The sequence below is a fragment of the Corynebacterium macginleyi genome (assembly GCF_003688935.1).
Taxonomy (GTDB): domain Bacteria; phylum Actinomycetota; class Actinomycetes; order Mycobacteriales; family Mycobacteriaceae; genus Corynebacterium; species Corynebacterium macginleyi.
Genome location: NZ_REGE01000016.1, coordinates 12,866 through 39,312 on the forward strand (window position 1 = coordinate 12,866; position 26,447 = coordinate 39,312).

At 56.9% G+C, this 26,447-nt stretch carries 29 protein-coding genes; 14 read left to right on the top strand and 15 right to left on the bottom strand.

Annotated elements, in window-relative coordinates; genetic code table 11:
* Positions 1 to 22: 22 nt before the first annotated feature.
* Both D9V82_RS09505 and D9V82_RS09510 read left to right on the top strand, forming a co-directional pair.
* A complete protein-coding gene (locus tag D9V82_RS09505; protein WP_121912186.1) occupies positions 23 to 1,063 on the top strand; it encodes a septum formation family protein in 1,041 nt (346 codons plus the stop codon).
* Complete coding sequence (locus D9V82_RS09510) at positions 1,064 to 1,411, top strand: metallopeptidase family protein (RefSeq protein WP_121912158.1); 348 nt, start codon at positions 1,064 to 1,066, stop codon at positions 1,409 to 1,411.
* Here D9V82_RS09510 and D9V82_RS09515 read toward each other — a convergent pair.
* Both D9V82_RS09515 and pheA read right to left on the bottom strand, forming a co-directional pair.
* Positions 1,408 to 2,061, bottom strand: a complete 654-nt coding sequence (locus D9V82_RS09515; RefSeq protein ID WP_121912159.1) for a histidine phosphatase family protein — start codon at positions 2,059 to 2,061, stop codon at positions 1,408 to 1,410. The genes D9V82_RS09510 and D9V82_RS09515 overlap by 4 nt on opposite strands.
* 9 nt (positions 2,062 to 2,070) lie before the next feature.
* Entirely contained in the window at positions 2,071 to 2,979 is a 909-nt protein-coding gene (pheA, locus tag D9V82_RS09520) for a prephenate dehydratase (protein WP_121912160.1), read from the bottom strand.
* A gap of 33 nt (positions 2,980 to 3,012) precedes the next feature.
* On the opposite strand from pheA, the gene D9V82_RS09525 reads away from it, so the two are divergent.
* Genes D9V82_RS09525 through D9V82_RS09535 form a run of 3 tightly spaced genes read left to right on the top strand, consistent with a single transcriptional unit; the run spans position 3,013 to position 6,187 of the window.
* Complete coding sequence (locus tag D9V82_RS09525; protein ID WP_121912161.1) at positions 3,013 to 4,149, top strand: amidase; 1,137 nt, start codon at positions 3,013 to 3,015, stop codon at positions 4,147 to 4,149.
* Positions 4,146 to 4,856, top strand: coding sequence for a CPBP family intramembrane glutamic endopeptidase (locus D9V82_RS09530; protein WP_121912162.1), 711 nt, complete (start codon positions 4,146 to 4,148; stop codon positions 4,854 to 4,856). Before D9V82_RS09525 ends, D9V82_RS09530 begins: the two co-directional genes overlap by 4 nt.
* Before the next feature lie 59 nt (positions 4,857 to 4,915).
* A complete protein-coding gene (locus D9V82_RS09535) occupies positions 4,916 to 6,187 on the top strand; it encodes an LCP family protein (protein ID WP_121912163.1) in 1,272 nt (423 codons plus the stop codon).
* A gap of 852 nt (positions 6,188 to 7,039) precedes the next feature.
* Here D9V82_RS09535 and D9V82_RS09545 read toward each other — a convergent pair.
* The 3 genes from D9V82_RS09545 to D9V82_RS09555 are packed head-to-tail and all read right to left on the bottom strand — an operon-like array spanning position 7,040 to position 9,631.
* A complete protein-coding gene (locus D9V82_RS09545) occupies positions 7,040 to 7,960 on the bottom strand; it encodes a DUF5926 family protein (protein ID WP_121912165.1) in 921 nt (306 codons plus the stop codon).
* 19 nt (positions 7,961 to 7,979) lie between these two features.
* Positions 7,980 to 8,684: a glycerophosphodiester phosphodiesterase family protein gene (locus tag D9V82_RS09550; protein ID WP_121912166.1), complete on the bottom strand. Its 705-nt coding sequence runs from the start codon at positions 8,682 to 8,684 to the stop codon at positions 7,980 to 7,982.
* Positions 8,684 to 9,631, bottom strand: coding sequence for an L-lactate dehydrogenase (locus D9V82_RS09555; protein ID WP_121912167.1), 948 nt, complete (start codon positions 9,629 to 9,631; stop codon positions 8,684 to 8,686). Before D9V82_RS09555 ends, D9V82_RS09550 begins: the two co-directional genes overlap by 1 nt.
* Positions 9,632 to 9,718: 87 nt before the next feature.
* Between D9V82_RS09555 and D9V82_RS09560 the strand changes: the two genes are divergently transcribed.
* Entirely contained in the window at positions 9,719 to 11,461 is a 1,743-nt protein-coding gene (locus tag D9V82_RS09560) for an alpha/beta-hydrolase family protein (RefSeq protein WP_121912168.1), read from the top strand.
* Here D9V82_RS09560 and msrA read toward each other — a convergent pair.
* Positions 11,458 to 12,105, bottom strand: coding sequence for a peptide-methionine (S)-S-oxide reductase MsrA (msrA, locus tag D9V82_RS09565; RefSeq protein ID WP_121912169.1), 648 nt, complete (start codon positions 12,103 to 12,105; stop codon positions 11,458 to 11,460). The genes D9V82_RS09560 and msrA overlap by 4 nt on opposite strands.
* Before the next feature lie 156 nt (positions 12,106 to 12,261).
* Between msrA and D9V82_RS09570 the strand changes: the two genes are divergently transcribed.
* Entirely contained in the window at positions 12,262 to 12,864 is a 603-nt protein-coding gene (locus D9V82_RS09570) for a superoxide dismutase (protein ID WP_121912170.1), read from the top strand.
* Positions 12,865 to 13,014: 150 nt separating this feature from the next.
* Positions 13,015 to 14,313: a copper oxidase gene (locus tag D9V82_RS09575; protein ID WP_121912171.1), complete on the top strand. Its 1,299-nt coding sequence runs from the start codon at positions 13,015 to 13,017 to the stop codon at positions 14,311 to 14,313.
* Here the strand turns inward: D9V82_RS09575 and D9V82_RS09580 are convergent.
* On the bottom strand, positions 14,310 to 15,743 hold the full coding sequence (locus D9V82_RS09580; RefSeq protein WP_121912172.1) for a TM0106 family RecB-like putative nuclease: 1,434 nt from the start codon (positions 15,741 to 15,743) through the stop codon (positions 14,310 to 14,312). The two genes, D9V82_RS09575 and D9V82_RS09580, sit on opposite strands and share 4 nt — an antisense overlap.
* Positions 15,744 to 15,811: 68 nt before the next feature.
* Here D9V82_RS09580 and D9V82_RS09585 point away from each other — a divergent pair, with 68 nt between their 5' ends.
* Together D9V82_RS09585 and D9V82_RS09590 are read left to right on the top strand one after the other, a co-directional pair.
* Positions 15,812 to 16,444: a DUF6474 family protein gene (locus D9V82_RS09585; protein ID WP_121912173.1), complete on the top strand. Its 633-nt coding sequence runs from the start codon at positions 15,812 to 15,814 to the stop codon at positions 16,442 to 16,444.
* 189 nt (positions 16,445 to 16,633) lie between these two features.
* Positions 16,634 to 16,945, top strand: a complete 312-nt coding sequence (locus tag D9V82_RS09590) for a histone-like nucleoid-structuring protein Lsr2 (protein WP_121912174.1) — start codon at positions 16,634 to 16,636, stop codon at positions 16,943 to 16,945.
* Between the two features lie 4 nt (positions 16,946 to 16,949).
* On the opposite strand, the gene D9V82_RS09595 is transcribed toward D9V82_RS09590, so the two are convergent.
* Together D9V82_RS09595 and D9V82_RS09600 are read right to left on the bottom strand one after the other, a co-directional pair.
* The gene (locus tag D9V82_RS09595) at positions 16,950 to 17,588 is read right to left on the bottom strand and encodes a LuxR C-terminal-related transcriptional regulator (protein ID WP_121912175.1); all 639 of its coding nucleotides are present in this window, start codon (positions 17,586 to 17,588) and stop codon (positions 16,950 to 16,952) included.
* A 37-nt stretch (positions 17,589 to 17,625) separates the two neighbouring features.
* Positions 17,626 to 18,789, bottom strand: a complete 1,164-nt coding sequence (locus D9V82_RS09600; protein WP_121912176.1) for a sensor histidine kinase — start codon at positions 18,787 to 18,789, stop codon at positions 17,626 to 17,628.
* Between D9V82_RS09600 and D9V82_RS09605 the strand changes: the two genes are divergently transcribed.
* Positions 18,788 to 19,318 (top strand): DUF2020 domain-containing protein, encoded by a 531-nt coding sequence (locus D9V82_RS09605; RefSeq protein ID WP_121912177.1) that lies wholly within the window; start codon positions 18,788 to 18,790, stop codon positions 19,316 to 19,318. The genes D9V82_RS09600 and D9V82_RS09605 overlap by 2 nt on opposite strands.
* Here the strand turns inward: D9V82_RS09605 and D9V82_RS12265 are convergent.
* Together D9V82_RS12265 and D9V82_RS09610 are read right to left on the bottom strand one after the other, a co-directional pair.
* Complete coding sequence (locus D9V82_RS12265; RefSeq protein WP_167449777.1) at positions 19,315 to 19,467, bottom strand: hypothetical protein; 153 nt, start codon at positions 19,465 to 19,467, stop codon at positions 19,315 to 19,317. The genes D9V82_RS09605 and D9V82_RS12265 overlap by 4 nt on opposite strands.
* Positions 19,467 to 20,129, bottom strand: coding sequence for a class E sortase (locus tag D9V82_RS09610; protein WP_121912178.1), 663 nt, complete (start codon positions 20,127 to 20,129; stop codon positions 19,467 to 19,469). The genes D9V82_RS12265 and D9V82_RS09610 overlap by 1 nt, the downstream gene beginning before the upstream one ends.
* A gap of 43 nt (positions 20,130 to 20,172) precedes the next feature.
* Here D9V82_RS09610 and yidC point away from each other — a divergent pair, with 43 nt between their 5' ends.
* Positions 20,173 to 21,117, top strand: coding sequence for a membrane protein insertase YidC (gene yidC / locus D9V82_RS09615; RefSeq protein ID WP_121912179.1), 945 nt, complete (start codon positions 20,173 to 20,175; stop codon positions 21,115 to 21,117).
* On the opposite strand, the gene D9V82_RS09620 is transcribed toward yidC, so the two are convergent.
* The 3 genes from D9V82_RS09620 to D9V82_RS09630 form a co-directional block, all read right to left on the bottom strand.
* The gene (locus tag D9V82_RS09620) at positions 21,074 to 21,682 is read right to left on the bottom strand and encodes a TetR/AcrR family transcriptional regulator (RefSeq protein ID WP_121912180.1); all 609 of its coding nucleotides are present in this window, start codon (positions 21,680 to 21,682) and stop codon (positions 21,074 to 21,076) included. The two genes, yidC and D9V82_RS09620, sit on opposite strands and share 44 nt — an antisense overlap.
* Positions 21,683 to 21,760: 78 nt before the next feature.
* Entirely contained in the window at positions 21,761 to 22,012 is a 252-nt protein-coding gene (locus D9V82_RS09625; RefSeq protein WP_121912181.1) for a GlsB/YeaQ/YmgE family stress response membrane protein, read from the bottom strand.
* Positions 22,013 to 22,187: 175 nt separating this feature from the next.
* On the bottom strand, positions 22,188 to 23,087 hold the full coding sequence (locus D9V82_RS09630; RefSeq protein ID WP_121912182.1) for a universal stress protein: 900 nt from the start codon (positions 23,085 to 23,087) through the stop codon (positions 22,188 to 22,190).
* A 181-nt stretch (positions 23,088 to 23,268) separates the two neighbouring features.
* Between D9V82_RS09630 and D9V82_RS09635 the strand changes: the two genes are divergently transcribed.
* Positions 23,269 to 24,252 carry a pseudouridine synthase gene (locus D9V82_RS09635; RefSeq protein WP_121912183.1) on the top strand — a complete coding sequence of 328 codons (984 nt, stop codon included), beginning with the start codon at positions 23,269 to 23,271 and terminating at the stop codon, positions 24,250 to 24,252.
* Between the two features lie 53 nt (positions 24,253 to 24,305).
* The gene (locus D9V82_RS12270; RefSeq protein ID WP_167449778.1) at positions 24,306 to 24,449 is read left to right on the top strand and encodes a hypothetical protein; all 144 of its coding nucleotides are present in this window, start codon (positions 24,306 to 24,308) and stop codon (positions 24,447 to 24,449) included.
* Positions 24,450 to 25,546: 1,097 nt separating this feature from the next.
* Here D9V82_RS12270 and D9V82_RS12275 read toward each other — a convergent pair.
* On the bottom strand, positions 25,547 to 25,720 hold the full coding sequence (locus D9V82_RS12275) for a hypothetical protein (RefSeq protein WP_167449779.1): 174 nt from the start codon (positions 25,718 to 25,720) through the stop codon (positions 25,547 to 25,549).
* Positions 25,721 to 26,447: the final 727 nt, after the last annotated feature.

Sequence of the window (26,447 nt, forward strand, 5' to 3'; positions counted from 1 at the left end):
AAAAGGTAGGATGGTGGGCCTTATGAAGAAATCACCTGCCTGGCGTTCCGCTGTGGCCGTCCAGACTGCCTTGATCTCAGCAATCGCGGCGGCCGTTTTCATGGGTATCTACGGCATTGTTAGCAACCACGAATCTCCCGGAGGCGATAATACGGCCGCTTCCGAGCGGTCCACTAAGGGTAGCGCGGGTGGCGCGAGATCCTCTGATGCGAAGACGGAGCCTTTTACCTCCGCTTCCGCTAGATCCTGCGTGACGTGGGATATCAACGAGGATGGCTCTGCTGCTTCCTTCAAGGAAGTGGAATGCTCGGAACAGCACCGCTTTGAGGTCTCCGCCGTGGAGAACCTCAGCGTCTACCCCACCAGTGAATTCGGCCCGGATGCCTCGCGGCCCACGCTTATCCGCCAACACCAGCTGCGCGATGAGCTCTGCGAATCCGCCACGGTGAGCTACCTGCACAGCAAGTGGGATCCGCACGGCAAATACGATATTGCCTCCATTCTCCCGCCGGAATCTGCGTGGAAGAAAGGTGACCGCACCTTGCTGTGTGGACTACAAACCACCGATGATCACGGCGTGCCACAATTGACCACCGGCAATGTCGAGGCTTCCGAGCAGGCCAATCTGGCTAAGCCGGGCGAATGCTTGGCCATCGATGATCACCAGGTACCGCACGTCGTCGACTGCGGCCAACCGCACCAGCTAGAGACGGTATCCGTCATCGATCTGGGCAAAAAGTTCCAGAACGCTTACCCAGATGGCAACGAGATGGATAAATTCCTCTCGGATTCCTGCACTGCTGCAGCTGAAGACTATCTGGGTGGGGAAGAGCAACTCTATCAATCCACGCTGCAGCCGTTCTGGGGCACCGTGTCTGAAGAGTCGTGGAATGGCGGCACCAAGTCTGTGAATTGCTCGATCGTCCACGCCCGCGATGATGGCGGCTTTTCCTCAGTCACCGGCACCGCCACCGGCGGCCGCCAGGCACTATCCATCGATGGCAACCCACCGAAGGAACGCCCCGCGCGCAACCCGATTCGCGATAAAAGGTCGACACCGTAAATGTATTCCGTATCGGAAGAGCGCTTCGAGGAGATGGTCAACGACGCCCTCGATCAGGTGCCCGATCAATTCGTGCGCAAGATGCGCAACCTGGTGATCATGGTGGAAGAGGAAAACCCCGATGTTCCCACTATGCTGGGGCTCTATGAGGGCGTCGCTTTGCCCCACCGCACCTTCGACCACACCGGGTACTTGCCCGATGCCATCTTTATTTACCGCCGTGCGCTACAACGCTGGAGCACGTCGGAGGAAGATTTGGCTGAGCAGGTCAAGGTCACGGTCTTCCACGAGCTAGGCCATTACTTTGGTTTGGAAGAACATGAACTGCACGAGTTGGGCTGGGGCTAAAGCGCAATATCGGCCCAGCGGGTGAGGGTCCACGCTCCGAACTCCTTACCGCGTGGCTCCATCACGGTAAAACGGCAATTGGGCATATAGCTGGTATAGGCAAAGTTCGCGTCCACGCCCGTGGCGTGCTTGGTTACCACCCGGATGGCTGCGCCGTGGCTGACGAGGATGACATCGCGGTCATCGGCAAGCTGCGCCGCCATCTCTTCCAACGCGGGCTGGAAACGCGAGAGCACGTCTTGAAGCCGCTCGCCGCCTTCCATGGCAGCCTGGCTATCGCCATTACACCAGCCGCGCATGGCCGAATCGTGGCTGCGGTGGGCGGCCTCGCTGGCATCGAGCTCCCAATCACCGGCGAAAATCTCCTGCACATTCAAGATGACATCGATGGGGATAGAAAAGCGCGGCAGGTGCCGCTCCTGTTCAAAAGCGCGCGCAGCCAAGGTCGCGGTTTGCTGCGCCCGCAGTGCAATCGAGCATTTGAATTCGACCTCCCGATCGCCCACGAAGTCTGCTAATTCCCGGCCTACCTCCGTGGCCTGGTTACGCCCAAGATCCGTAAGCTCCGCCCCCGGCGGCCGCGTATCAAGCAGCCGGGAGACGTTGGAATGGGTTTGGCCATGGCGCAGCAGGACGATTCTTCCAGTCATGCGTCCAGATTATTGACCCATTCGCGCCCTCGCCACCCAGGCATCCGCTTCTGCCAGGTCCCGCGGCGGGTGACCGGCGGCCGTCGTGGTAGGCCACGAGCCCAAAAAACACAGTTCCTCCGCCCGCAGCCACACCGCACGCAGAGCTTCAGCAACGGGCTGATCATCGATGTGCCCAATCAAGTCCACGTAGAAGCGGTAGTTGCCAAAGGTCTGGCGCGTCGGCCGCGACTCAATCCGGGAGAGATCCACCCCGCGGTGGGCAAAGTCTTGCAGGGCCCCTACCAGGGTTCCCGGCTGGTTAGGCAGGGTGAAAATAACGCTGGTGCGATCCTGGCCGGTGCGCGGAGTCGGTCGGCCCGGCAGGCCCACCAGGACGAAGCGCGTGGCCGCGCCCTGCACATCGGCCACACCGCGTGCCGTAGTTTCCAGGCCGAAGATTTCTGCCGCCCGCGCTGGCGCCGCCGCCGCATCGACCTCGCCGCGCGCTACAGCCCGAGCCGCCGCCGCATTGGAGCTTGCAGGCACGAATTCAACGCCCGGCGCGTTCTGTGCCACCCAGCCGCGGATCTGCTGGAAGGCCACCGGGTGCGTGCTTAGGCGCTTAATGTTGTCCGTTCCCGGCCGAGTCATGATGCTGAAAGTAACGGGTACATCTACCTCGCGGTAAATCTGTACGGGATCGCCTTCTACCAGCGCGTCAAAGGTCGTCGTTACCGCTCCGTCCACGGAATTTTCAATGGCAACGCAGGCATAATCAGCCTGCCTGGCGCGAACGGCCCCCACCGCCGCTGATGGCGAATCCACCGGGAGGGTCTCCACGGTCTTCCCGCGTGCTTCCCACTCGGCGGCGAATTTGTGCACGGCCGCCTCCGTAAACGTTCCAGCGGGGCCTAAAAAAGCGATGGTGGTAGTCATGCCCGTCACCTTAGCCCACTAGACTGGTGCGCCGTGGACTTTTCCATAGAACGACTCCGCGCGAATGTGCAGAACATGAGCCCCGCAGCGCATGGTTTTACCTACCTAGATCTACGGCGCGCGCCTGCCCGCACGGGCCGGCTGCACGGGTGGGTTCTTTCCGCCAAGGACTTAAACGATGTCGCGGGCATGCCCACCACTTTAGGCAATGCCAAGCGCACGTATTATCCCACGGTCAGCGATCCGTTCATCGCGGATGTGGAAAAGCAGGGCGCCACGTTCATCGGCAAGTCTTCCACCCCGGAGTTGGGCTTGCGCATCGATACCGAACCGGTGGATCTTCCCCACCCCGATAATCCCCTTTATCCAGGACGCACCCCGGGCGGATCTTCTGGTGGTGCGGCCGTCCAAGTAGCCCGGGGTCTCGTGCGCGCGGCGCAGGCCAGCGATGGCGGCGGTTCCATTCGCGTCCCCGCAGCGGCCTGCGGGGTCGTGGGCTTTAAGCCTGCAGGCAGCAACCTTGTCGCGGAGGGTTTCATTACCCGCACGGTGGCCGATAATGCCTTTCTGCACGGCCACCGCATGATCACCCCGCGTGCGCGCATCGGGCTGTTATTGCAGCCCCTTTTTGCCGCGACCCAAGTGCAAGCCCACCACCTGCGGGCGGCGCGCGAGGCTGCGGATCGCCTGCGCGCCACGGGATTCGAGGTCATCGCCATTGCGCCGTATCCCCAAGAGAGGGCCACGTTTGCGCACTTTCGAAAGATCTTCACCTCCCGTTTTGCGGCTCTGCCGCAGGCAGAAGACTACGCGGCTTGGGTGGCCCAGCAAGGTGCCACCGTTTCTGCGTGCGAGCTAAACGCGGCGCAGCGCCATGTCCGCGACCTTCCGAAGCTCTTGGCACAGCAGTGGCAGGTCAACGCTATCGTCACGCCCATGCTTACGGCGGATCCGCCACTGCGGGGTTATTTCATGTCACTTCCGCACGACGCAAACTTCGCCGCCCAAACGCGTTGGTCCCCGTGGGCCTCGCTGTTTAACATGGCACAATTGCCGGCCATCTCCGTTCCGTGGGCGATTCCGGCGCACCCGCCCGTCGGTGTGCATCTAGGAGGCATTACGCTTTCCGATGCCCAACTTTTAGGCCTCGCTCACATCCTGCACCCATGACAAAGAATCTACGCGCCGAGCTGCTCATCGTCCTGACCCTGACCTTTGGTCTTTCCGGGGTCCGGGCGGTGCTGCGCCTGATTAATTCGCTGGCGGCTCCGCAGCCGCTCCATGAACAATCCGTCACGCTCAACGCCAGCCAATCCAGCTTGGCGTGGGTGGATTTGGGCCTGCAATTGTGTTCGGCGGCGGTCCTTTGTGCCTATGGTGCGCTAGCACTTTTCCTGCTGGCGAAAGACCACATTAAGCCCGCCGCCTACCGCGCCTGCGATTGGTTGCACGGCGCGGGGCTCGCCGCACTCATTGGCATCCCGGGTCTAGTTTTATACGCCATCGCGGTACAAATTGGCTGGAGCAAAGAGGTCATTCCCGGCGACTTCGACAATGCGTGGTTAGAGATTCCAGTGTCCCTCATCAAGGCCGCCGCCAATGCCTTTGCGGAAGAAACCGTGGTGGTCATGTGGCTGATGACCAGGCTGCGCCAGGCGCGCTGGTCGCTGCCGGCCGCCTTGGCGGCAAGCTCAATACTGCGCGGTTCATATCACCTGTACCAGGGGGTATCGGCTGGCTTTGGCAATATCATCATGGGCGCAATCTACGGCTACTACTATCACCGCACCGGCCGGGTGTGGCCGCTTGTCATCGCGCACTTTCTTATCGATGCCATCGCTTTCCTCGGCTATTCCTTCGGCCTTTCCGTGGTTTAATAATGGCCTACTCGCGGAGAAAGCGGGGGAATGGCCCGGCGCCTTGTAAGGTATAGCACATGACTGAATCAGGACGAGATCCGCATCGGGAGGCGAGCCGCGCTGGCGATAGCTCATCCAGTGAGTTCGTCCGTGGGGCCGATGGCCGTCCCCTCAAGGACCGCTATGGTCGGCCTATTCGCCGTCGGCCGCGCACGAATCGTTCCGAGCCGCAACAGCACATCCCGCGCCAGGAAACCCCTGCCCGTTATCCCAGCCAGTACCGGGCCCAGCAGCATTCCGCGCAGCAACCACCACAGCGGCCGGCACAGCGGCCACAGCAATCGCAGCCACAATCACCGCAGCAGCTGCAACAGCGCTACCAACCGCAGCAATCGCAGCAGCCGCCACGCCGCCATTCCAAGCCGCACAGGCGCCGGAAAAAGACCAATCCGGTTAAGCAGTTCGGTGGCTGCGCGGGCGTCTTTATCCTTTTCGTCGTGGTCTGCAGCCTCCTCTTCGCACTATGGGCCGATACGCGGCTGAACCGCGTGGATGCCCTTCCTGATGAGCAGGTAGCCAATACTTCCGGCACCAATTGGCTGTTGGTGGGATCCGATTCCCGCCAGGGCTTGTCGGAAGAAGATCAACAAGCGCTCAATACCGGTGGCGATGTGGGCGAGGGACGCACCGATACCATCATGCTCCTGCATATCCCGCGCTCCGGCCAGGCCCAACTGGTCTCGATTCCGCGCGATAGCTACGTAGAAGTACCCGGCTTCGGCATGGATAAGATCAACGCGGCCTTTGCCTACGGCGGGCCAAAGCTCCTCACCCAAACCGTGGAAGGAAATACTGGCCTGCGCATTGACCACTATGCCGAAATCGGCATGGGTGGTTTGGCCAATGTGGTTGATTCCGTCGGCGGCGTTGATATCTGCGTAGCGGAGCCCATTAATGACCCGCTAGCGGGCATCGATCTACAAGAAGGGTGCCAGAAGCTAGAGGGCAGCGATGCGCTGGGCTATGTGCGCACCCGCGCCACCGCGATGGGCGACCTCGACCGAGTACAGCGCCAGCGCGAGTTCTTCGCTGCGCTCCTCGACAAGATCACGTCCCCGGCCACTATAGTTAACCCCTTCCGGTCTATTTCCCTGATTAACCACACCGCCTCCTCCTTTATCGTGGACGAAGGCGATCACGTATGGCATCTTGCCCGCGTGGCGCTTGCAATGGGGTCCGGCGTGGCTACGGAGACCGTTCCCGTTGGCGGGTTCCAGGACACCGTCGTGGGCAATGTCGTGCTCTGGGACGAGCAAGGCGCTCAACAGCTCTGGGACTCCATGAAATAACCGGGCACACTTGTGGCAGTGCCCTACTTCAAAAATCCGTTAGCCGTTCCTACGAGACTGAACTCATCCGTACCTAGAAGCGGGATGACGGTCTTGGACGGAAATCGTGGCGTTCATGTGGGTGCCTCGGTGGAACGAGGCCAAGCTTCACCCGGGTTGTAGATAAACCACACTAATGGACGCAATCGGGGCACTTCACTTCTTACGTCTCTCGATGAGTAAGGACCCCGTTACAGATACAGCAAAAGCATAAACCGTGACAGCAATGAGCTCACCGATTGAAGAGGCTTGGGAACCTTCTTTGACTATTAGGGCCAGAATAATAAGAGCCGGAATGGCCCAAAAGACCGCCATAGTAGCAGCGATGCGTGATCGTCTCGGTTCCTCAGGCGTGCGAATAGCTGCTAAACCCGCACAGATTGAAAAACCTAGCACGAATAGCACAAAAATTGGCCAGCTATGCATATACGGTAGTCCTTTTTATTTCTTGCGAATGTGTTCCAAGTAGAACTTAACTGTAGCGTTCATAATCTTCTGCCGCACTGAAGTGTCCCAGCTTTTGTTCCGTTTGAGTGGCTGGGAAAACTGTGACACTTTACTTGTGGGTGAATACCCCCTCCTGACCGGTTGCGCTCATGGACTGTGCTCACCTGCAAGAAGCCGATCGCGGTAACTACCATCAGCGAATTCAGGAAACTAACAATGCTACCGTCGGAAAAACATCAGCCCCATACAATAAACCCACTTCCCCTTGTACTACTAAATACGAGGTAGCCACAGCGGCAAGACGCGCAAAAGCGACCCTTTCCAGCACAAAGATGCGGAGGAAAGGGCCGCTTTGGTGCGCTGCGCTTAGCGCAACGTCACCTGGCGGGACTTGATGTTTTCTAGCTGCTTGCGCTCTTCTGCGTTCAATTGCGCGTCATTGGAGATTTCTTCTTCCAAGGCCTTATCTACGCCCGCGAGCTGGTCCTCGTAAGAGGAGTAATCAACCTCTGGCTGCACGTCAAAGACGGGAGCAATGAGGCCGTGGGTGCGGAATACTCCGGCAAACTTGGTATCCTCGCCCAAGTTCAGCTCGCCGCGCGCGGCGACTCGCGCCAAAGCATCGAGGAATGCGGCCTCATCGCCGGTCGGGCGCACCCAGCGCACGTGCGCTTTGCCGCCGCCGGCATTGGCCCAAAAGGCGGTGCCGGTAATGTCGTTGCCCACCTGGTGGGATTCGATGACAGAGTCATTGGCGGCGCGCATGGACTGCGATATTTCAGGGCTTACCTGTGCGCCTTCCGGAATCCACCAGCTGAAGTCCTGATGGACTTCGATGTCGAGGGTGGCTGCGGCATCGACAAGCTCACTAAGCTCCGGCTGCGAGCCATCGGCCGCGGTTGATTCTAAGGTAGAGCCGGGCTCGTTGTTCTTGACCCAGTTCAGGGCGAAGGCCAAATCCCGGCCGGGGTTGTGAGTATGGGACTGCACCTGCAGCGCCACAAAAGCATCGCCGCCAAATTCCTCCTCGCGGATCAGCGCTGCGGTGGCGCCCGGGAGGACGGTGGAGACGTAGACGTTCCTATCGCAGCCCTGCACGTCGAGCTTCGCCACAGCGGAAGGCACGAACTCTTGCATGGCAACGAGCGAAGCCTCAGCCGCAAGGCCACTATAAGGGCGCGGATCCTTTTCCAGGGCGGCGCGCTCTTTGGCGCGGGCAGCAAGCTTCGCCTGGCGGCGGGACATGCCCTCAGGCAGGTCTTCTTGTTTCTTTTTCTTCTTTGCCATAAATCCAAGATACCTGTTTCTACAGCTCAATAGCGCGCAGGGCCACCTCCGGCTGATTGGTGGCAAGCATGTCCACGCCATTGGACCAAGCCCACTTCATGTCCTCCGGTTTATCAACGGTCCACATATACGTAGGCAGCCCTTGCGCACCGATAATCGCCGCTTGCATCTTGGCGCGCAGCAGGGAAACCCCCAGGCCGCTCGGCTCCGACCATATGAAATCCGAGCGATTAACATGGCGTTCCCAGTCCCGGCGCAGGTAAATGCGGTCTATATGCGGCGCTAAAATCTTCATGCGCCGGATAGCTTTGTGGGAAAAGGAGATAACGTGCATGCGCGGATCCTCATCGAGCCCCGCAGCACGCAGCCGTTCCATGACCCGCTTTTCCAAGGCACTACCGTGGCCGGAGGGATGTTTGGTTTCAATATAAAGGTGGTGGGGCTTATCCCCCAGCATGGCCAAGAGGTCATCAAGAAGCATCATGCGCTGCCCCTTGCCGATGTCGACCTCGCTCAGCTCCCGCCAGTCCATGGCCGAGACCCTCCCGGCGCGCCCCGCCGTTCGCTCCAAGGTGGGATCATGCTGGATAACCACCTTGCCATCGCGGCTTAGTCGCACATCGCACTCCACACCATGAATGGGAAGCTCCATGGCCTTTTCAAAAGCTAAGGGGGATAGCTCCGGGTATTTCCCAGAGTATCCCCTATGCGCAACGATGTGCACTAGCCGAAGAACTCTTCTTTAATGTCATTGAGTGTCTTCGCAGAAATATCGAAGCGCTCCTTTTCGTGCTCGTTGAGCTGTAGCTCTACTGGGCGAACGATGCCCGTGCGGTTCACGATGGCCGCGGTGCCAATGTAGAGATCCTCCACGCCGTACTCGCCCTGCAGGTAGGCCGAGACGGGAAGCGCGACGTCCTGGTTCTGGATGATCGCGGCGGTAATGCGCGCAAGCCCCATGCCAATGCCGTAGGAGGTTGATCCCTTTGCATCGATAATGGAATAGGCGGCATCGCGGGTTTCTTCAAAGATCTTTTCAATGCGCTGGGCGTATTCCGGATCTTTTTCCAGCTTCTGTGAAAGGGGCACACCGGCGACATTCGCGGTAGAGATGGCAGGCAGCTCAGAATCGCCGTGTTCACCAATGATGTAGGCGTGCACGGACTTTGGGGCCACGCCTTCCAATTCACCCAGCATGTAGCGGAAGCGCGCGGAATCCAGAATCGTACCGGAACCGATAACCCGCTTATGGTCAAAGCCGGAGGCCTTCCATACCGCGTAGGTCAGGATATCGACCGGGTTGGAGGCAACTAGGAAGATACCGTCGAAGTCATTAGCGATGACATCTGCGACGATGCTGTTCATGATCTTGACGTTTTTGTCCACCAAGTCAAGACGGGTTTCGCCGGGCTTTTGGGCAGCGCCAGCGCAGATGACGACCATGTCAGCGTCCGCACAATCTGCGTAGGTGCCCTTGGTGACACGGGTGCGCTGTGGCGACCAGACCACGCCGTGGTTGAGATCCATGATATTGCCTTCTAGCTTCCGCTCATCGATGTCGATGATGGCTAGGTGGTCGACAATGCTTTGGTTGACCAGTGCATAAGCGTAAGCGACTCCCACGTCACCCGCGCCAATAAGAACGACTTTATTTCCTACATGCTTTACCATGACACCATTGTGCAACGCCTAACGAAATTTTGCATGCGCAATGGTTCACACTGCACAACGAGTTACGTTCTGGGATAATGGTCAACCATGAAACGCGCCTTCAGCCGCGCTGCACTAATCTCTCTTGGCGTAGTCGCGGATCTCACGCCCGTGGTCCGCATGACCAGTCGGCAGACGTTACCGCCTCATATGTCGGCCGGAATCTTAGGTGCTGAGCTGGCCACGTGGGCCGCTATCTCCCCGTCCCTGTTACCCCGCCCGTGGTGGGTATCGGCGGCCAATGTATCTATCGGGCAAGCCATCGGGCACCTCGGGGCGGCCTCGTTAAGTTTCGTGCTCAACCGGCTGGGCAAGCGCCCTCAAGACCGTCTTGGCCCGCGGCACCGCCAAATTTTACACCTAGCTATTGGTGCCGGTACGGCCTTCAATGCGGCGTTGTCGCTGCGCAACCAGGAAAAACAAGCGGGTCTGGTCAATAAGCAACTGATTCGGGGGCCGGCTACCGCGGCCATCGGCCTAGCCGCTGGCACCGCCGGTTACGGTGCCCTGCTATTGGTGGGCGAGGCGGTACAGCTGACCGTGACCAAATTATCGCACCAATTGGGACGCTGGGTTCCCGCACTCGTGGCCTGGCCTTTCGTTACCGCAGGGCTAACCTTGACCGCGGTAGGGTTATCAGACCGCGTGGTATTCCGTCGCTGGATACGTTCGCTTTCCCACAAGGCCCAGCGCCTAAATAAACAAATTTTTCCCGGCACGTCGATGCCCTGGGAACCGGAGCGCTCCGGTAGCCCGTGGTCACGTGAATCTTGGTCCGCACTAGGCCAGCAGGGGCGGCGCTTTGTCTCCAATGGTCCGCGCGCCCGCGATATCCGCGCCATAACCGGCATTCTCGCCAAAGAACCCATCCGCATTTATGCCGGCTATATCCCAGGGCGTTCCTTTGCCCAGGCGACGAAGATGGTGCGCTCCGAATTGCATCGCACCGGCGCGATGCGACGGAATACCATCGTCGTTCAGATGCCTGCCGGGTCGGGGTGGATTAATAACTGGAGCGCAAGTGCCTATGAGTTTTTAACCGCCGGTGATTGCGTCACCGTCACCCTGCAGTATTCCTACCTGCCTTCGGTTTTTGCCTATCTCGTTGACAAAAACACGCCCAAGCGCGCCGCGGCCGAACTCATGTCCGTGGTGCAAAAAGAAATTAACAAGCTCCCGGAAGAAGACCGCCCGCAGCTTTACCTGGCGGGAGAATCGCTGGGGGCTTATGCCATTATGGATAACTTCCAGAATAAGGACGAACTTCTCGATGCCTGCACCGGCGCGGTTTTTTCTGGCCCACCGCGGATGACGCGCTTTACCCAGCGCCTGCGCCGTGATATCGGCTCGCTTGAGCGGCTCCCCGTCATCGATAGCGGTCAAAACATCCGTTTTGTCGCCCGACCGGAACACTTACAGCACGATGCCTTTGGCAACGATTTTTCTTCCCACTGGCGCCGACCTCGTGTGCTCATCGCCCAGCATGCCTCCGATGCCATCGTGTGGTGGGACCTGCGCCTAATTTTCCGCCGCCCCGCCTGGATGCACGAACCCCAACCGGAGACGCTCCAAGCGGATACGCTCCGCCACCTTCGCTGGGCGCCGTTTATTACCTGGTGGCAAATTGGTCTGGACCAAGTCAATTCCCTGAACGTCCCGGGTGGCCACGGGCATAACTACTTTCAGGAGATGCTGTGGTACTGGAACGAGGTCCTGGGCGCCCAATCGCGCCAGCACCTCACTCCTAAATTAGCCCGGAAAATCGCCGGTTTTATCCGGCTCGACGCCTAATCGCACTTCACACCAGTGCTGTGGTGCGGGCAGTACCCATTCGGCACCTTGTGCAGGTACTGCTGATGCTCATCTTCGGCAAGGTAGTACTCGCCAGAATCTGTATCAGCTAACCGCTTAACCTCAGTCGTTGTTTCCCCAAAGCCGAATTCTTTCAGCTTGTCGGCGTAACTATCCACAATTGCTTGGATTTCCTCCCGCTCTTCCTCGGTGTGGGTATAAAAAGCGGAACGGTACTGCGTGCCCACATCATTTCCCTGCCGGAAGCCCTGCGTAGGATCGTGGGCTTCTAAAGCCTTCACCACGAGCTCGCGCAAGGAGATCTTCTCTGGGTCATAGGTAACCTCCACGGTTTCTGCATGGTTGGTTTTCCCGCGGCAGACCTCATAATAGGTGGGGTTCGGGGTGGTACCACCGGCGTAGCCAACGGACGTGGACTCGACACCATCGGTCTCCCAGAACATCTTTTCCGCGCCCCAGAAACAGCCCAGGGCAATCAAAATCGACTTCTGGCCGTCTTTCCATGGTCCGGTAATTGGGGTATTGAGCACCGCGTGCGGGGCTGGGTCCAATATCGGCTCACTGCGGCCCGGCAAGGCATCTTCCGCAGAAACCATCTTCGGCTCTGGTTTAAACATCCACATCAGATAAAGCTCCTTTCCCTTCTTAACGTTGTACCGGATAAATCGATTCCCGAGCCACTAAATATTTGCGGTAATTGCGAATTTCGAATTAATCATGGCGAAATCTTTCGATCGTGCCTATCATCGGGACACGTACCCGAAGAAAGGATTATCCAAATGGCTGTTTACGAACTTCCTGACCTCCCATACGCATACGACGCACTGGAACCACACATCTCCGCAGAGATTATGGAGCTTCACCACGACAAGCACCACGCAACCTATGTGAAAGGTGCTAACGCTGCTCTCGAGGCACTGGAAGAAGAGCGCAACGGCGAGGCTAACCCAGACCGCATCCGCGCTTTGTCCAAGAACTTGGCTTTCAACCTGGGTGGTCACACCAACCACTCCATCTTCTGGAAGAACCTGTCACCGAACGGAGGCGGCCAGCCCACCGGCGAGCTCGCAGAGGCTATCGACCGCGACTTCGGTTCTTTTGAGAAATTCCAGGCACACTTCGCTGGCGCCGCTACTTCCCTCCAAGGTTCTGGCTGGGCAGTTCTCGGTTATGACCATGTCGCTGGCCGCCTGATCATCGAGCAGCTCACCGACCAGCAGGGCAACGTTTCCGTTGACTTCACCCCGCTGCTCATGCTCGATATGTGGGAGCACGCTTTCTACCTGCAATACAAGAACGTGAAGGCTGATTACGTCAAGGCCGCTTGGAACGTCTTCAACTGGGACGACGTTGCAGAGCGTTTCGCTGCAGCTAAGAAGTAGATAATAACTCAGTTACTTCTGCCGCCTTTCCTTTTCTGGAGAGGCGGCATTTTCATGCCCGCACCAATTCATCGGCCTGCTTCACCGTCTTCGCGCTCGCGCTCACGGTGCTGACTTGGACCAAGGTTAAAACCGACTAAAATCGGTTTTATGACTCAAGATAAGTGGTCGAGCCGCACCTGGCACCGCAAAGCCTCACGCCCCGTATCTATCTGGATGATGGTATTCATCCTGGTGGGCGCAGCGCACATATTTGTGCCTAATTATCGCTGGGTACTTATCCACCTTTTTACGTTGGGTCTCGTCACCAACAGTATCGTCGTATGGTCGCAGCACCTCACGGAAAAATTCGTACACCAAAAATTGCCGGATTCCACCCGCCCCAAACAGCTCGCGCGGATCTATATCCTCAATATCGGCATTATCATCACCGTGGCGGGCCAAATCCTCGTGCAATTCTGGAATCGCCACTGGATACTGACCCAAATCGGTGCCACGCTTATCGCACTCGCCGTTTTGTGGCACGCGGTGGCGCTCTTTATCCAGTGGCGCGCTGCAAAGAATAAGCGTTTCCGCCCGATCGTCGGCTCTTATGTGCTGTCCGCGCTGTGCCTGCCGGTGGGTGCAGTGTTCGGCGCAATCTTAGCCATCCATCCGGGCAACCCGCAGCTACTCTTGGCCCATATCGCGACCAATATAGGCGGTTTCATTGGCCTTGCCGCGGCGGGTTCTTTAACCATCCTCTTTCCCACCATCTGGCGCACGCAGGGCACCAATGATCACATGTCCTCCTCTTTCGTACTGCTTACCGTGGGTGTGGTGGCAACGACTATCGGGGCGTTTCTAGATTTCCCGCAGCTGGGGCTGATTATCTATTGCATCGGCTGGATCTTGAGCCTGCAGCACTGGCTTGGCAATGTCCTCGACGTCGCCCGTGCTCCGCGCGACCGCGTTAACTTTGCTTCCGTCTCGGTGCTGATGGCCGCGCTCTGGCTGGTGCTATCCCTGGCGTACTACACCACGCAGCACTTCCTCGTGACAGAACCTGGGCTTCCCACGCTCGGCCTCGTGGTGGGCTTTGGGGCACAGCTACTCATCGGAGTCATGAGCTATCTTCTTCCCACTACCATGGGCGGCGGCCCCAGCGCGGTCCGCGCGGGGCTGCAGGAGCTTGATCGCTGGGGCCTGCTGCGCGCCACATTCGTCAATGGTGGCCTGCTTATTTGGATGGGCACGGATATCTCCTTGCTCAAGGTGGTGGCCTCGTTACTGTGCATCGGCTCTCTGGCGGCCTTTCCCGTACTCGTTGCCCGCGCGGTCAAATCCCAAAAGCAAGTGTTAATGAAAAAGGCGGCGGGTCCCGAGCCGAAAACCACCGCAGACTGGAACCAAATTAATATCGGCATCGCCATCCTGGCGATAATCTACGTGCTGTTCGCGGCGCTCTAAAGTTGCGAGACTCCCGGCGCGCCGGCGGTCATCCACTCGCGCACTATCCGGGTGGCGTGCACATCGCCAGCGTTATAGTCCAAGAGGCGCTGCCGGACGCTCATGTCTCCCGCCAGTGCTTTCCGGCGTGCGTTCACGGATTCCTCGCCATCAAAGTCTTCTTCCGGCCACCGGAATCCCGCCACGGGAGCCACCACTTTGAGCCCCAACCCAAAGGGCCCGGCGAAGGATCTTTTCACGTGGGCAAACAGATCCACCCACTCCGGGGAAGAGATAAACTCTTCTACTTCCCGTTCATCTACCTCTCGGAAGCGCTGAGCGGAGCGCCGCATCCAGTGGTTTTCGCCGTGCGCGGAATAGCAATAGGCGGCAAAAGTCTTGCCCTCCGCATGTGTTTTATCACGCAGCTGCATCAACCACCGCCAAAATTCGGCGAAGTTCTCCGCCTCCGCGCGCCCGCCCAGCGGCTCCCAGGTCACGAAGGGATGGTACGCACCCTCGAACCATACGCCCCACAAGTAGGCGCCCTGGTCCATGTAGGCTTCCATGTCCACATCTACCTCGACATCTGCGCGCGGTACCACCGTATCCCCACGGCGCAGCAGCGTCCGGCCGGCGCGCCACGCTGCCGCGAGGCGGGAGGGCTCGCCCAAATCGGCATCGATAAGCGCCTGCACCGTGGTAATGCCGCGCTCGCGGAAGGGGCGGCCGCGATCGCCTGGTAAGAAAAGGGAAATATCGTCCGCCGCTGTCAGCTTTTGTTCACACAGGGGCCAGAACCTGCAGCTCGCGCACTCTTTCACCCGCACGGGTGCGGTAGGAAGCGGCTTATCCATGGCCCGCTGCACGTCAAACTTCGCCGTCTCCATAAAAAAGACTTGCTGGTGGTCTTGACCAACGGCACCACCCCGCCCAGAGTTCAGATCCATATCCTCCAGAGCTCGAGCGGCCAACGCCAAACGATAGCCATCAACAGCATGGTGACGGGTTTTATACGCAACCTCCAGTGGCTCGCTCAACCCAAGGCGATGGATGGGCACGGCCAGCGTGGTTTTCTTTGGGTGTTTGCGCGCAATGCGGTGATTACTCACGATAATGGGGGTATAAACGCTGCCCTCTCGCAACAGCAATTCCACGTGAACTTTCCACTTGTCGGTGGCAAAGACCGCATTGGTGATATGGGTATAGCCGGAAGCAATAGCCTCCAGCGTGGCCATTGCCCGTTCCCAATCATCGCCTCCTAAATCAATGCGCCGAAAACGGCCAGGGGCTTTGCGCGGAAATAATTCCATGACCGCGTCCACGGCGGCGCTATAGCGCTCGGCCCTAGCAATCGAGGATCGGGTGCGCGGAATCTCCGGGTGGGCGCGGCGCTGCACCAAGCGATAGCGGCACCCAACGAGATCCGAAGCTACAACGACATCCTCCACACCGGGTGAGCTTAATAGACCGGCAAGGTAATGTTGAATCCAGAATTGATCAAACGTAAGGGAAAATAATGAGTATCCTCAAGAAATTGAAAAAAGCTCGCCAGGAAGCCCGCGCACAGGCCAAGGCAGCGAAGGCGCGCGCCAAGGCTGAGGTGAAGGCCCAGTCGAAGGATCGTCGCCGCCAACAAAAGCTGCTTGCTAAGCAAGAAAAAAACCTTGTTAAGGCCGAACAAAAGGGCCTCAAAAAGCGCCGGGAACACGAAATGAAAATGGCGAAAAAAGAACTAGAGAAGTTGCGCGAGGGCCACTTTAACGCCGGCAAGGTGAAGCGCTATGCAGGCGCTATGCGCACCGCTGCCCCACTTTTGCTTCCCCTCGTTTATCGCGCACTTGTCGGCCTTAAATCCGAGAAAGAAAAACGCAAAGCCCACAAAGCAGGTGTAAGTCCGGCAGAAATGGCTTCTTTTTCAGGCTACGGCGCGCCGCTCAAGGCCCGCACCGCCGGTATCCGCAAATCTCTCAAGGGTGTGGATCTGCCCAACGGCTTCAAACGGGACGTGCGCGAGCGCCTCGACGAGGTTGATGCTGCGATCGATAACGCCGAATTTATGACTGAGCAGCAGCGCCGTCGCGCCCATAAGACCATTAGCGCAGAGATCGATTCCGTTACTGCGGAGGTGCAAAAACGCTTGGACGCATAATTTCTGCCCTCTCCTGCACTCGCCGTTCACCTTCCTTTTAGGTGTCGGCGATATTTTTATACATAAGCTCTTTTAACTAAACCTTAATTATCTAGTAATTTGCATACTGGTAGAATTCAATTAAAGTTAATTCAGATTCCGAATGCCGGTATTAGATAAAATATCGGCTCGATAAACTATGGAGGTACTATGGCACGCCGGGAAATCACACAATTTTATGATGACCTTGATAATGAGCTCATTGGTGAGGGTGAATTAGAGGTCGTTCGCTTCAGTGTCAATGGGCACAGCTACCTGATGGATCTATCCCGCGAGAATGCTCGCCGCTTCCATGAGGCAATCGCCCCCTTTGTTGAAGCTGCACACGCTACCCCCGACGCCGAATCCCCACAGGTTGATCCCCGCAAGGTTCGCGAGTGGGCGCAAAAACAAGGCCATGAGGTAGCACGCCGCGGCAAAATCCCCCAGAACATTATTGACGCCTACAACGCAGCCCACTAGATATTTAAAGCACGCCCTGTTCCCTAGCGGCCGCCACTGCGGACGTGCGAGAGCGCACGCCCAACTTGTCATAAATGTGTACGAGGTGGGATTTCACCGTGGCCTCAGACAGCATGAGATCCTGGCCAATTTGCCGGTTCGAGGCTCCCGCCGCCACTAGCTGCAAAACTTCTAGCTCGCGCGGGGTCAGCGAAGTGCGGGGCGTACGGACCCGCGTCATGAGGCGATCCGCCACGATGGGCGAAAGCGCCGAATCCCCCTCCGCCGTTGAACGAACGGCATCCAAAAGGTCCTGCGGTGGGGCATCTTTTAAGAGATAGCCCACCGCGCCTGCCTCGATGGCGCCGAGAATATCCGCATCAGTGTCGTAATTAGTAATGACCAGCACCTTGGGCGGAGTGCTCATGGAGGAACGAATCTGCGCGGTAGCTTCGACGCCTCCCATAACGCGCGTTCCTTCCAGACCCGCCCCGAAGCGTAGGTCCATAAGGATGACATCGATACCGCCGGCTTGCGCCGCCGACACTGCCGCCTCCGCCGTTGCCACCTCGCCCACGACGTCGATATCTGCTGCACCTTCGAGCACCGAACGCAGTCCCAGTCGCACGATCTCGTGGTCATCTGCCAAAAGGACTCGAATCACGACATCCCTCCTAACGATGTTTTTCTCAACCAAAAGTTTAATCTACCGCCTTATCCAGGGGCATACTAACTGACACAGCCGTGCCCTCCCCCGGCGCGGATTCTATGACCACCTCGCCTCCTAGCTCCTGCGCGCGGCGCCGCATGGCAGAAAGGCCAATGTGTCCTAGGCCCGCCGGCGCGCTTGACACCGTCTCGGGCTCAAAACCGCGCCCGTTATCCACCACGTCCACGCGCACCTCGTCGGCTTCATACGTGACGGTGACCCGGGCGCGGCTGGCATGGGCGTGCTTGACGATGTTGCCTACCGCCCCCTGCGCAATACGCAATAGCGCCGCCTCCGTTTTCATCGGCAGCTGTCGCTCCATCCCTTCGCTTTCCACCTCTACCTGAAAGCCCGCCGTTGCGGCGAAGTTTTCCGCCATGCGCGTCAGCGCTGCCTCGAGGGACGTTTCCGTCAGCGTAGGCGGCTGCAGCGCCGCAATCATGGCGCGTGCTTCATGCAGGTTATCCGCCGCAGCCCGCCGCGCTAGCTCAATACGCCGACGGGCGGCAGGTATGTCTTCTTTATCAAGGTCTCGGTCCGCGGAATGAAGGAGCATCTGAATCGATGAAAGCCCTTGGGCTAAGGTGTCATGAATCTCGTGGGCAATGCGCTGGCGCTCGGCCACCATGCCGGCGTCTCGTTCCGTAGCCGCCAACTGCGTACGGGTTTCTATTAGTTCCCTGTTCATGCGCGATAGGGTGCGAAAGGCATATGTAATGGCCACTGTGACCAATGCCGAGACTGCCGGGCCCATCACCCCACCAAAAGTTAGGCCTCCCGGTATCTGCACCACGATCGTAAGCACTGTAGCGCCGATAACGCACAGAATGCCTGCGGCCACATCGAGTACGGTCAGGTACACAAAGTACATGACAAATACCAAATAAATCGCGGCGGGAGCCACAAATAGATCCGCCCCCCAGAGCACCGTCAGGATACTTATCCACAGGTACCGCACGGGCCGCGGCCACTGCTCCGCGTAGATCGATCCCGCATAGTAGACGGCCGCGAACCCCACCAATAGCAAAAGGTTAATGAGGGACTGGGATAACGGCATTTTTACCGAGGTAAATATGCCCACCACCAATAGGGCCGCTGTCAAGAAATGAATGCCAGTGCGCAGGGCATCGGAATCCCGATCTAATGTGGAGCTCATGCGCAAAAGCCTACTTGTACTTCTCGCCCTGACCGCAATAGGGATCGCGGGATGCCAGACCAAACAAGCTGACCAGACCGAACCGGAACACGAGGTGGCACCGGAAAGCGCCGCCGCCAACATCGCACAAACCGCAGAGGTCAACGAGTGGAGCGATTGTCCCTATATCGATCCCGGCTGGTTGGAAAATACCAACGGCGAGCGGCTTACCAAGCAGGGCATCGACACGCGCTTTCCCACCCCCGCGTGTGTCTTTTGGTCCTATCAGGATGACCCGCAAGCTACCATCATCGTGCGCGATATGCCCAGCGTAGAAGACGCCCGCGCCGCGGTGGATTGGGCCGCGCCAATCGATGCCACCGAGCCCGCCTCCTTTGCAAGCTGGGAAGGCGGACGGGGCATCGTCAATGAGCAGGCCGTCTACGCCGTGCAAAAGGACACCCACGCGGTGCTGGTGTGGAGCAATCAGCAACAAACCTTCAAGTCCGAGCAGATTGCCCAGGAAGCCATTGCGAACTTAGGGCTTTAAACCGCGACGTCGTTATAGGGCATCATCGGCGAAACCCAAGGGAAGACGACCTCCATGAGGAGGAAGAACACTCCCACCGCAATGGCGATGGCGAACAGCGCCTTCGCCGGCTTCGGCCCCGGCAATAGATTCCACAAAGCGCGATACATTATCTAGCTTCCTTTCCAACTTCCATCGCGTGCACGATCATACGCTCGGCGTTGGAAAATTGTGGGTGACAAGTGGTCAGGGTCAGCATTGCCCGCGTGGGTTCCGCTTCAGTCCCCGGCACGGGGTCGATCACTGAAACATCGCCAGGCGTGGTAATATGCCTGCCCGCGACATGGCTATATTCCTCTGGTATTTCATCGAAGCAATCCGGATGCTCGCCATCAATGGGCAGCACCTTGTAGGTAATCTTTTCCGTTTGGGTTTCGATGATGATGTCATCGCAGGTATGTAAGGAACCCAAGTCATTAAATGGGGCGCCCTTGCCCACGCGGTGCCCAGCTACCGCAAAATTACCCATCTCACCTGGCATTTGGGTGTCTTCATAGTGGCCGGGGCCGCGCAAAAGATCATCGTCATCGGTGCCTTGGATGATGGCAAAGTGATAATCCGAACCAAAGGCAGGGATACGCATCTGCGCGAAAGCCTCTCCCAAAACTGGATCCATTTTCTCCCGTGGGTTGCGCCACTGCTGTTCCAGCTTCGCATTGGCCTCGTCCTGTAGCCGCCCTGATTCCACATTAGTCCAATAGGCTTCATAGAATGCAAAGAGGAGCAAAACCACGCCAATGGTAAGCATGAGTTCCCCAAGAACTTTAGTCATGCTTCAACACCCTAATATATACCGCCACATCGAAAGGTAAAGCATGTTCGAGTTCTTCATGTACCCGGTTTCCGGAATCATGAAATTCTGGCATTGGCTTATCAGCGGCTTCGTTGATGAATCCGCTGCTTGGCTTGTCTCCGTTTTCCTTTTGGTGCTCACTGTGAGGGGCATCGTCATTCCCCTCAACTGGATGTCGCTGCGATCCGCCCGCATCGGCGCTCTCATCCGGCCGGAAAATAACGATATCTCTAAAGAAATGAACCGCGCCAGGACCACAGAGGAAATGGCCGCGCTGATTAAATATCAGCAGGACCTCATGAAGAGCTATAACTACAAGCCTGCTGCTGGCTGCATCCCTCCGCTCATTATGATTCCGGTTTTCATTGGTTTATACCAAGTGATCCTGCGGATGTCGAAAATCGAGCAGAACTCAAAGACTGTGGGAATGCTCAATACTGACGACGTCGCAGCCTTTCGTGAAACCACTTTCTACGGCGCCCCAATTACTGATTTTGCCCGCGACCACGGCGACCTCCTTAATCCCGTCCTCATTGCGGCCATCGTCTTTACTATGGCGAATTCCATAATCGCCCTAGTCCGAGGCTTCCGCACCACGCAATTCGATCAAAAACTGAACCGCCGCTTATTCATTTTCATGGGCTTTTTGCTGCTCTTCGTTCCATTTTTCCTCTGGCACCTAGCTCATAATGGCCCTATTCCCGTCGCAATCATTATTTATTGGGGCTGTGCGTATTGGATCACCCTGATCCAAACCATTATCTTCGAAATCGTGCTGCGCGAGTTCTACCCACTGACAGAGGAAGTGAATGCGATGCGCCGCGAGAGCCTTCAAAATTGGCGTAATAAAGAAAAACAACCCACTCTAACCAAGGAAGAGAAAAAGCGGGTCAGCCGGCTGCGCCTGGAGGCGCGCAAATACCTTAAATCGAATAATCAGCAGGCGGGGCCGACAGCATCTGAGTAGCCAGCTCGCGGGCTGTATATAGCGGCCCGGCTTCCTTCGTCAGGCGCGATCCAGCCAGACCGCCATCAAGGAAAATCAGCAGCTGACTCGCTTGGGAGGCCGAGGGGTAACCGTTGCGCTCTGTCAACAGAGCCGTCAGGGTGGAATGCACCCAATCGCGATGCCTAATGCAGGCCGCGACGATGCCGCGCTCTGACTCCGTTTCAGGCCGCGGGTACTCACCTGCGGCATTTAAAAAGTGCGATCCGCGAAAGCCCTCTTCCGGCTCTTCCTCGATGAATTTATCAAAAAAGGCCAGGATCTTTTGGTCCGGGTCCTGCATGTTAGCTGTCCGCTGCTCCCAGTCTTGGCGGAACTGTTCATCCAAAGATTCCACATAAGCGATAACCAAGGCATCTTTGGAGCCAAACAAAGAATAGAGGGAGGCTTTGGCCACATCTGCTTCGCGCAAAATGCGGTCAATACCGATGACGCGAATACCCTCGATTTTAAAAAGCTTGGTTGCAGATTCCAGCAGCCGACTTCGCGGGCTGGGCCGATTGCGGCGCGACTTCTTCTCTGCCATGGGTTCCTCTCTACAACAGCAAAACCGGTTCATCTACACTTTATAGACAAACCGGTATGTATGCTAATTACATGCGAACTATTTCTTTACTTTGTCCACAATCCACAGCAGGAGGCAAGCACCCGCGGTGGCCGCGAAGATGGAGAAGATCCACCCACCGCTAGCCTCAATATTCAGTAGCTGGATGATGATACCGCCGATAAGGCCACCGACAACGCCCACCACCAGGTTGGTAAACAACCCATGGTCCCGCTTCATGATCTTTTCTGCTAGCCAACCAGCGATGATACCAACAAAAATTGAGGTGAATAGACCTAAACCTAGTCCCATGATTTCCTCCAAATATAAAAGTGTCCAATCATCCCAATGCTACCCCTCGTGGCTTAGTTGCGGATAACAAATTCGATACATTTGCATAGGGCAGTGACTCTTAGACACCAGAAGCGCTCCTCCCCTGGCTAAAAGCAGGGAGAAGAGCGCTAGGAAGTTAGGCTAGTGAAAAAATTTAGCCTTGATCGTCCGGGCGTACCACCATCATCGGACACGGTGCCGACTGCAGCAGGGCGCGAGAAGTGGAGCCAAGGACCATGCCCTTGAACCCGCCGCGGCCGTGGGAGCCGACAACGAGAAGTTGAGCACTTTCGGCGGCCTCCGTCAGCGCACGGACAGGGCGGTCACGAGTGATTTGCTTCTTCACGTCAACATCTGGGAACTCTTCGCGCGGTTCTTTCAGGTTTTCTTCCAGTACCTCAGTCTGTTCCTTTTCAATTTCTGCCCACTCAGATTGAGCTGCGGACAAACCGGCGAGAGATGCCTGGATTTGCATATCCATCCAGGTGTGCACGGCAACGAGGGTCGCACCGCGAGCCTGAGCTTCGCGGAAAGCATAAGAGGTGGCCTTCTGCGAGACTTCGGAACCGTCCACACCAACGACAACTGGGCCGTACTTGGTGGAGTCGGTGACATTATTATCTTCACGCACCACAACTACCGGGCAAGCAGCATGGGAAACAACGGCGGCGGAAACGGAGCCCATGACCATGCCGGACAGGCCACCCATGCCGCGCGAGCCCATTACAACCATGGTGACGTCATGAGACATTTCCAGAAGCATATCAATTGGGGAGCCCTCTGCGATGGTGTGTCCAATCTTAAGCTCTGGTGCTACCTCGTGAGCTATCGCCCGGGCTTCCTCGATCTTTTCTAGGGTTTCTTCCTGCAAGTTATCATAAAGGTCCTTTGGCGGGACCATGCCCTCTGCGTACAGGAATTGCGGTATGGTGTAGCTCGATGCGATACGCAGGGGTATTTCCCTCTTCATCGCCGTATTTGCTGCCCAACGGACGGCGTTTTTTGAGGCGTCAGAACCGTCGACGGCGACTACTACAATGTCTTCCTTTGCCATGATATTTCCTTTCGGTGGTTATAACGTAATTATAGTACGAACTAGGCTTAATGGTTGACAGTTGCAAGATTAGAATTGGACGGAGAAAAAATCTGAGGAGTATTCGTAATACGTTTCCTAGCACAGCACCAATTCCATCGGAGAAAACGCGATACTCTAATCTGCGAGAGAATTGATACCTATGCCAAACACACTAGTACACCACAAGAAGGGATTCTTCCCGTTACCCATTAAAAATGGGCTCAACCCTACGCGCGTACGCACGCCGGAGGCTGGCCTTAGCGCCTGGGATTTCCTCAACGCAGTCATCTCCTCCCAGCGCCACCGGCACCCCGATGATGATGAACAGGCACTGCGTGACCGATTTTCCGCAGGTGAGGTGGTCCTACGCGATCAAACACCCCTTAACCCCGATGCAGTGCTTGAACAAGATGTCGATGTCTTCTTCTACCGCATGCCCGCACCAGAGACACCCGTGCCTTATGACATCCCCATTATCTATGAGGACGACAACATCTTGGTAGCCGATAAGCCTCCCTTCATGGCCACCATGCCGCGCGCCCGCCACATTGTTGAGACTGCCACCGTTCGCCTCCGCCGTTCCACCGGAAACAATGAACTAGTGCCGGCACACCGCCTCGACCGCCTCACCTCGGGCCTGCTTCTATTTACCAAGCACCGGGAAGTCCGCGGCGCCTACCAATCCCTCTTTGCAGAAAAGAAAGTCCACAAGACCTACCAAGCGGTCGCGGAATTCCGCCGCTTGCCGACGCCCCTCCAATGGGCCTCCCACCTAACCAAGACGCCCGGCGAAATCCAAGGCCGGATAGCAGACGGTGAACCGAATGCTTTCACCACTCTAGAATCGGTAGAACCTATTGATAAGGCCTCTTATGAAAAGGTTCACGGGCCTCTTCCTGACCTCGGCATCTACACCCTAAAACCACAAACAGGGAAGACCCATCAATTGCGGCTGCACATGTGGCAGGCTGGCATACCGATCCTTGGCGATCCTGTCTATCCCACTATTCTTCCCGAGGACGCCGAAGACATGTCCGTACCCTTGCACTTAACAGCTACGGACCTAGAATTCACGGATCCACTTAGCGGAAAGCTCCGCCATTTCATCTCAGGACTTCCATTGACTACGCACAAATTGCTTTAAGGTTCAAGCGTCCCCGGTTTTGTTCTGTTTGAGCAGAAGGAGAAATCTGGAACATGCCAAGAAAATTTGACCAGGATGCAAAGGACCGCGTGGTCCGTCTCGTGGAAGACCGCATCGTGGCGGAAAACATGTCGATGAACCCCGCGTGCCAGGCAGTAGCCCCAAAGCTCGGAGTATCAAGGCCCACACCCCGGTAATGGACTTAAGGCGGTCCGCCGCCCAGGATACCACCCAGAACCAATACCTGAATCGTTAATTAGTTGAGTTCATCTGTACTGGCGTTATACGAATAACGAGGCCGGTGGGTTTGAATCTCACCCCAACGTACTTCAGGTGCATGAGGTGAAACAGTTGCACAGCCCTTGAAGTGGGGCTGCAGCACTGATGGGCGTTTTAAATTTACGTCTGCTCCTGACTAGGCGAGTGCCAACGTCGGTAGAGCGCGTTGAATAACCTCGCTGAAGAAAAGAACACGATAAGGAGGAATACCGAAGAAAGGCAGAAGATTAAAATCCCTTCCACTAGGGTTCCCTCCTCACTCCGGAGCGATATAATGGTGACTACGATAGCTCCCAAGAGAGACGATGTGATTACTTGCCAAAGAGGCCAAATCCCATATTTCATAAGTATCCTACTCAGCCCTTAAGTTATCTGATACCACCTAATCATAAGCGCTAATACGGCGTTACGTATGGGGGTCAGGTCCATCTTCCTCGCCGCAGTCGAAGACTGTCTACACACAACCCCAACAGCGCAACATCGCAAAGCTATCACCCAGGCACTATTCCGAAACCCAAATGCAAATCTGGCTGAATTTACTCCCCGGGTCCGAACCCTAAAAGTTGGGGTTGTCTGCGGAACTGCTTAGATGACTCAGACCAATTCCCTTGTTTGGCAAGAGCTAATACATCTATCACTCGCTCCTGCGCTGCTGGAGGAAGAACTTTCGAGCTGATGTATACGACAGATAAGTTCGAACAAATCGAGCAGGTCAGCTCTTTCCGGCATATGAAACTTTTTTCGCAGCTGGTTTAACGCGCCCGAAATGAGCGCATCTACCTCATCGTTGAGCCGGATCAAAAGTCGATTTCCGGCGCTTTTGCGGCAGAGAGCGAAGCGCTGTGGGCCAAGTACCGTGTAACGTTTTAAGCCCCAAGAGAACCAAGCTCTAGCTCTAGGTGGGAACAGGAGAGCACGCGAATCCGCTCTACACAGCGCAGGGATAAACGATAGCAAATCATTGCGTCAGGTTGACGACAAGGGTTAGTTTCCAGGAGGCGATTTTACTCACCGGTTATTCCTGATGACTGTTTTTGACGCGGTTGACCAGTACTGCCCCGACTATGGTGAGCAGGATGAGGATGAAAAATCCGACAATCGACTTGTTTGCGATGCCGACATAGCCTGAAATTGCCAGCCCAAATAATGCAACGACAATCGCATTGGGAGATATTTTATGCCTGTTCATTAGTCCTCTTTAACACTTGAACATTAAGTACACCCGCTACTACGAAACGATCCGGCCGTCGTGTGATCCGGCCCACGTGTAATGAGGTTACCCTCGTTTGGTGGATGCCCGATGGGTGCGGATCGTGTCTCCGCTAGAGAGAATGTTCATTGTAAGTCAACAACGCCAAGTAACGTTGCTGATGGACTGGAGTTCCACGCGGATCGCGGAACCCAATTCACCAGCGAGCAGCTCTGGGATATGTGCCGCAACCTGGGCATTGCTCAGTCAGTGGGGCGTACCGGCGTGTGCTTCGACAACGCGATGGCTGATTCGTTCTGGCCGACGCTGAAAACTTAAGCTTTACGACCGGAAGCGCTGACCAATCCGTAATGCCGCACGCAAGATTGTTGTTTATTGGATTGAAGTGGTCTACAACCGGCCACGCCGACATTCCCCACTCGGGATGGTCAGCTCCGTCGATTTAGAGAATCACATCACCCACGCCAAAACCGAAGGAGACATCGCTGCCTAACCATGAGGTAGCTCTACTACGTGTCCACGGTTTGCGGAAAACCTCAGGGGAGCACCTTGCGGCGTATGTAGGTGTTAGTCAAACAATGTTATGTCCATGAGGTTTTTGGACTTGGAGTCTAGCTACTTTTTGGACTTGGAGTCTAGGGACTTTGTGGACGTGGAGTCTCCCCGCTTTTTGGACGGGGAGTCCACTGAGTTTTTGTACTGGTGC

Bases quoted from the DNA above. Each gene is read 5' to 3' on its own strand.
- D9V82_RS09555 (WP_121912167.1), bottom strand. From the start codon at position 9,631: ATGGTAAAGCATGTAGGAAATAAAGTCGTTCTTATTGGCGCGGGTGAC.
- D9V82_RS09590 (WP_121912174.1), top strand. From the start codon at position 16,634: ATGGCACGCCGGGAAATCACACAATTTTATGATGACCTTGATAATGAG.
- D9V82_RS09530 (WP_121912162.1), top strand. From the start codon at position 4,146: ATGACAAAGAATCTACGCGCCGAGCTGCTCATCGTCCTGACCCTGACC.
- D9V82_RS09505 (WP_121912186.1), top strand. From the start codon at position 23: ATGAAGAAATCACCTGCCTGGCGTTCCGCTGTGGCCGTCCAGACTGCC.
- D9V82_RS09510 (WP_121912158.1), top strand. From the start codon at position 1,064: ATGTATTCCGTATCGGAAGAGCGCTTCGAGGAGATGGTCAACGACGCC.
- D9V82_RS09635 (WP_121912183.1), top strand. From the start codon at position 23,269: ATGCCAAACACACTAGTACACCACAAGAAGGGATTCTTCCCGTTACCC.
- D9V82_RS09630 (WP_121912182.1), bottom strand. From the start codon at position 23,087: ATGGCAAAGGAAGACATTGTAGTAGTCGCCGTCGACGGTTCTGACGCC.
- D9V82_RS09515 (WP_121912159.1), bottom strand. From the start codon at position 2,061: ATGACTGGAAGAATCGTCCTGCTGCGCCATGGCCAAACCCATTCCAAC.
- D9V82_RS12275 (WP_167449779.1), bottom strand. From the start codon at position 25,720: ATGAACAGGCATAAAATATCTCCCAATGCGATTGTCGTTGCATTATTT.
- pheA (WP_121912160.1), bottom strand. From the start codon at position 2,979: ATGACTACCACCATCGCTTTTTTAGGCCCCGCTGGAACGTTTACGGAG.
- D9V82_RS09625 (WP_121912181.1), bottom strand. From the start codon at position 22,012: ATGGGACTAGGTTTAGGTCTATTCACCTCAATTTTTGTTGGTATCATC.
- D9V82_RS09605 (WP_121912177.1), top strand. From the start codon at position 18,788: ATGCGCAAAAGCCTACTTGTACTTCTCGCCCTGACCGCAATAGGGATC.
- D9V82_RS09570 (WP_121912170.1), top strand. From the start codon at position 12,262: ATGGCTGTTTACGAACTTCCTGACCTCCCATACGCATACGACGCACTG.
- D9V82_RS09600 (WP_121912176.1), bottom strand. From the start codon at position 18,789: ATGAGCTCCACATTAGATCGGGATTCCGATGCCCTGCGCACTGGCATT.
- D9V82_RS09560 (WP_121912168.1), top strand. From the start codon at position 9,719: ATGAAACGCGCCTTCAGCCGCGCTGCACTAATCTCTCTTGGCGTAGTC.
- D9V82_RS09545 (WP_121912165.1), bottom strand. From the start codon at position 7,960: ATGGCAAAGAAGAAAAAGAAACAAGAAGACCTGCCTGAGGGCATGTCC.
- D9V82_RS12265 (WP_167449777.1), bottom strand. From the start codon at position 19,467: ATGTATCGCGCTTTGTGGAATCTATTGCCGGGGCCGAAGCCGGCGAAG.
- D9V82_RS09575 (WP_121912171.1), top strand. From the start codon at position 13,015: ATGACTCAAGATAAGTGGTCGAGCCGCACCTGGCACCGCAAAGCCTCA.
- D9V82_RS12270 (WP_167449778.1), top strand. From the start codon at position 24,306: ATGCCAAGAAAATTTGACCAGGATGCAAAGGACCGCGTGGTCCGTCTC.
- yidC (WP_121912179.1), top strand. From the start codon at position 20,173: ATGTTCGAGTTCTTCATGTACCCGGTTTCCGGAATCATGAAATTCTGG.
- msrA (WP_121912169.1), bottom strand. From the start codon at position 12,105: ATGTGGATGTTTAAACCAGAGCCGAAGATGGTTTCTGCGGAAGATGCC.
- D9V82_RS09585 (WP_121912173.1), top strand. From the start codon at position 15,812: ATGAGTATCCTCAAGAAATTGAAAAAAGCTCGCCAGGAAGCCCGCGCA.
- D9V82_RS09620 (WP_121912180.1), bottom strand. From the start codon at position 21,682: ATGGCAGAGAAGAAGTCGCGCCGCAATCGGCCCAGCCCGCGAAGTCGG.
- D9V82_RS09610 (WP_121912178.1), bottom strand. From the start codon at position 20,129: ATGACTAAAGTTCTTGGGGAACTCATGCTTACCATTGGCGTGGTTTTG.
- D9V82_RS09535 (WP_121912163.1), top strand. From the start codon at position 4,916: ATGACTGAATCAGGACGAGATCCGCATCGGGAGGCGAGCCGCGCTGGC.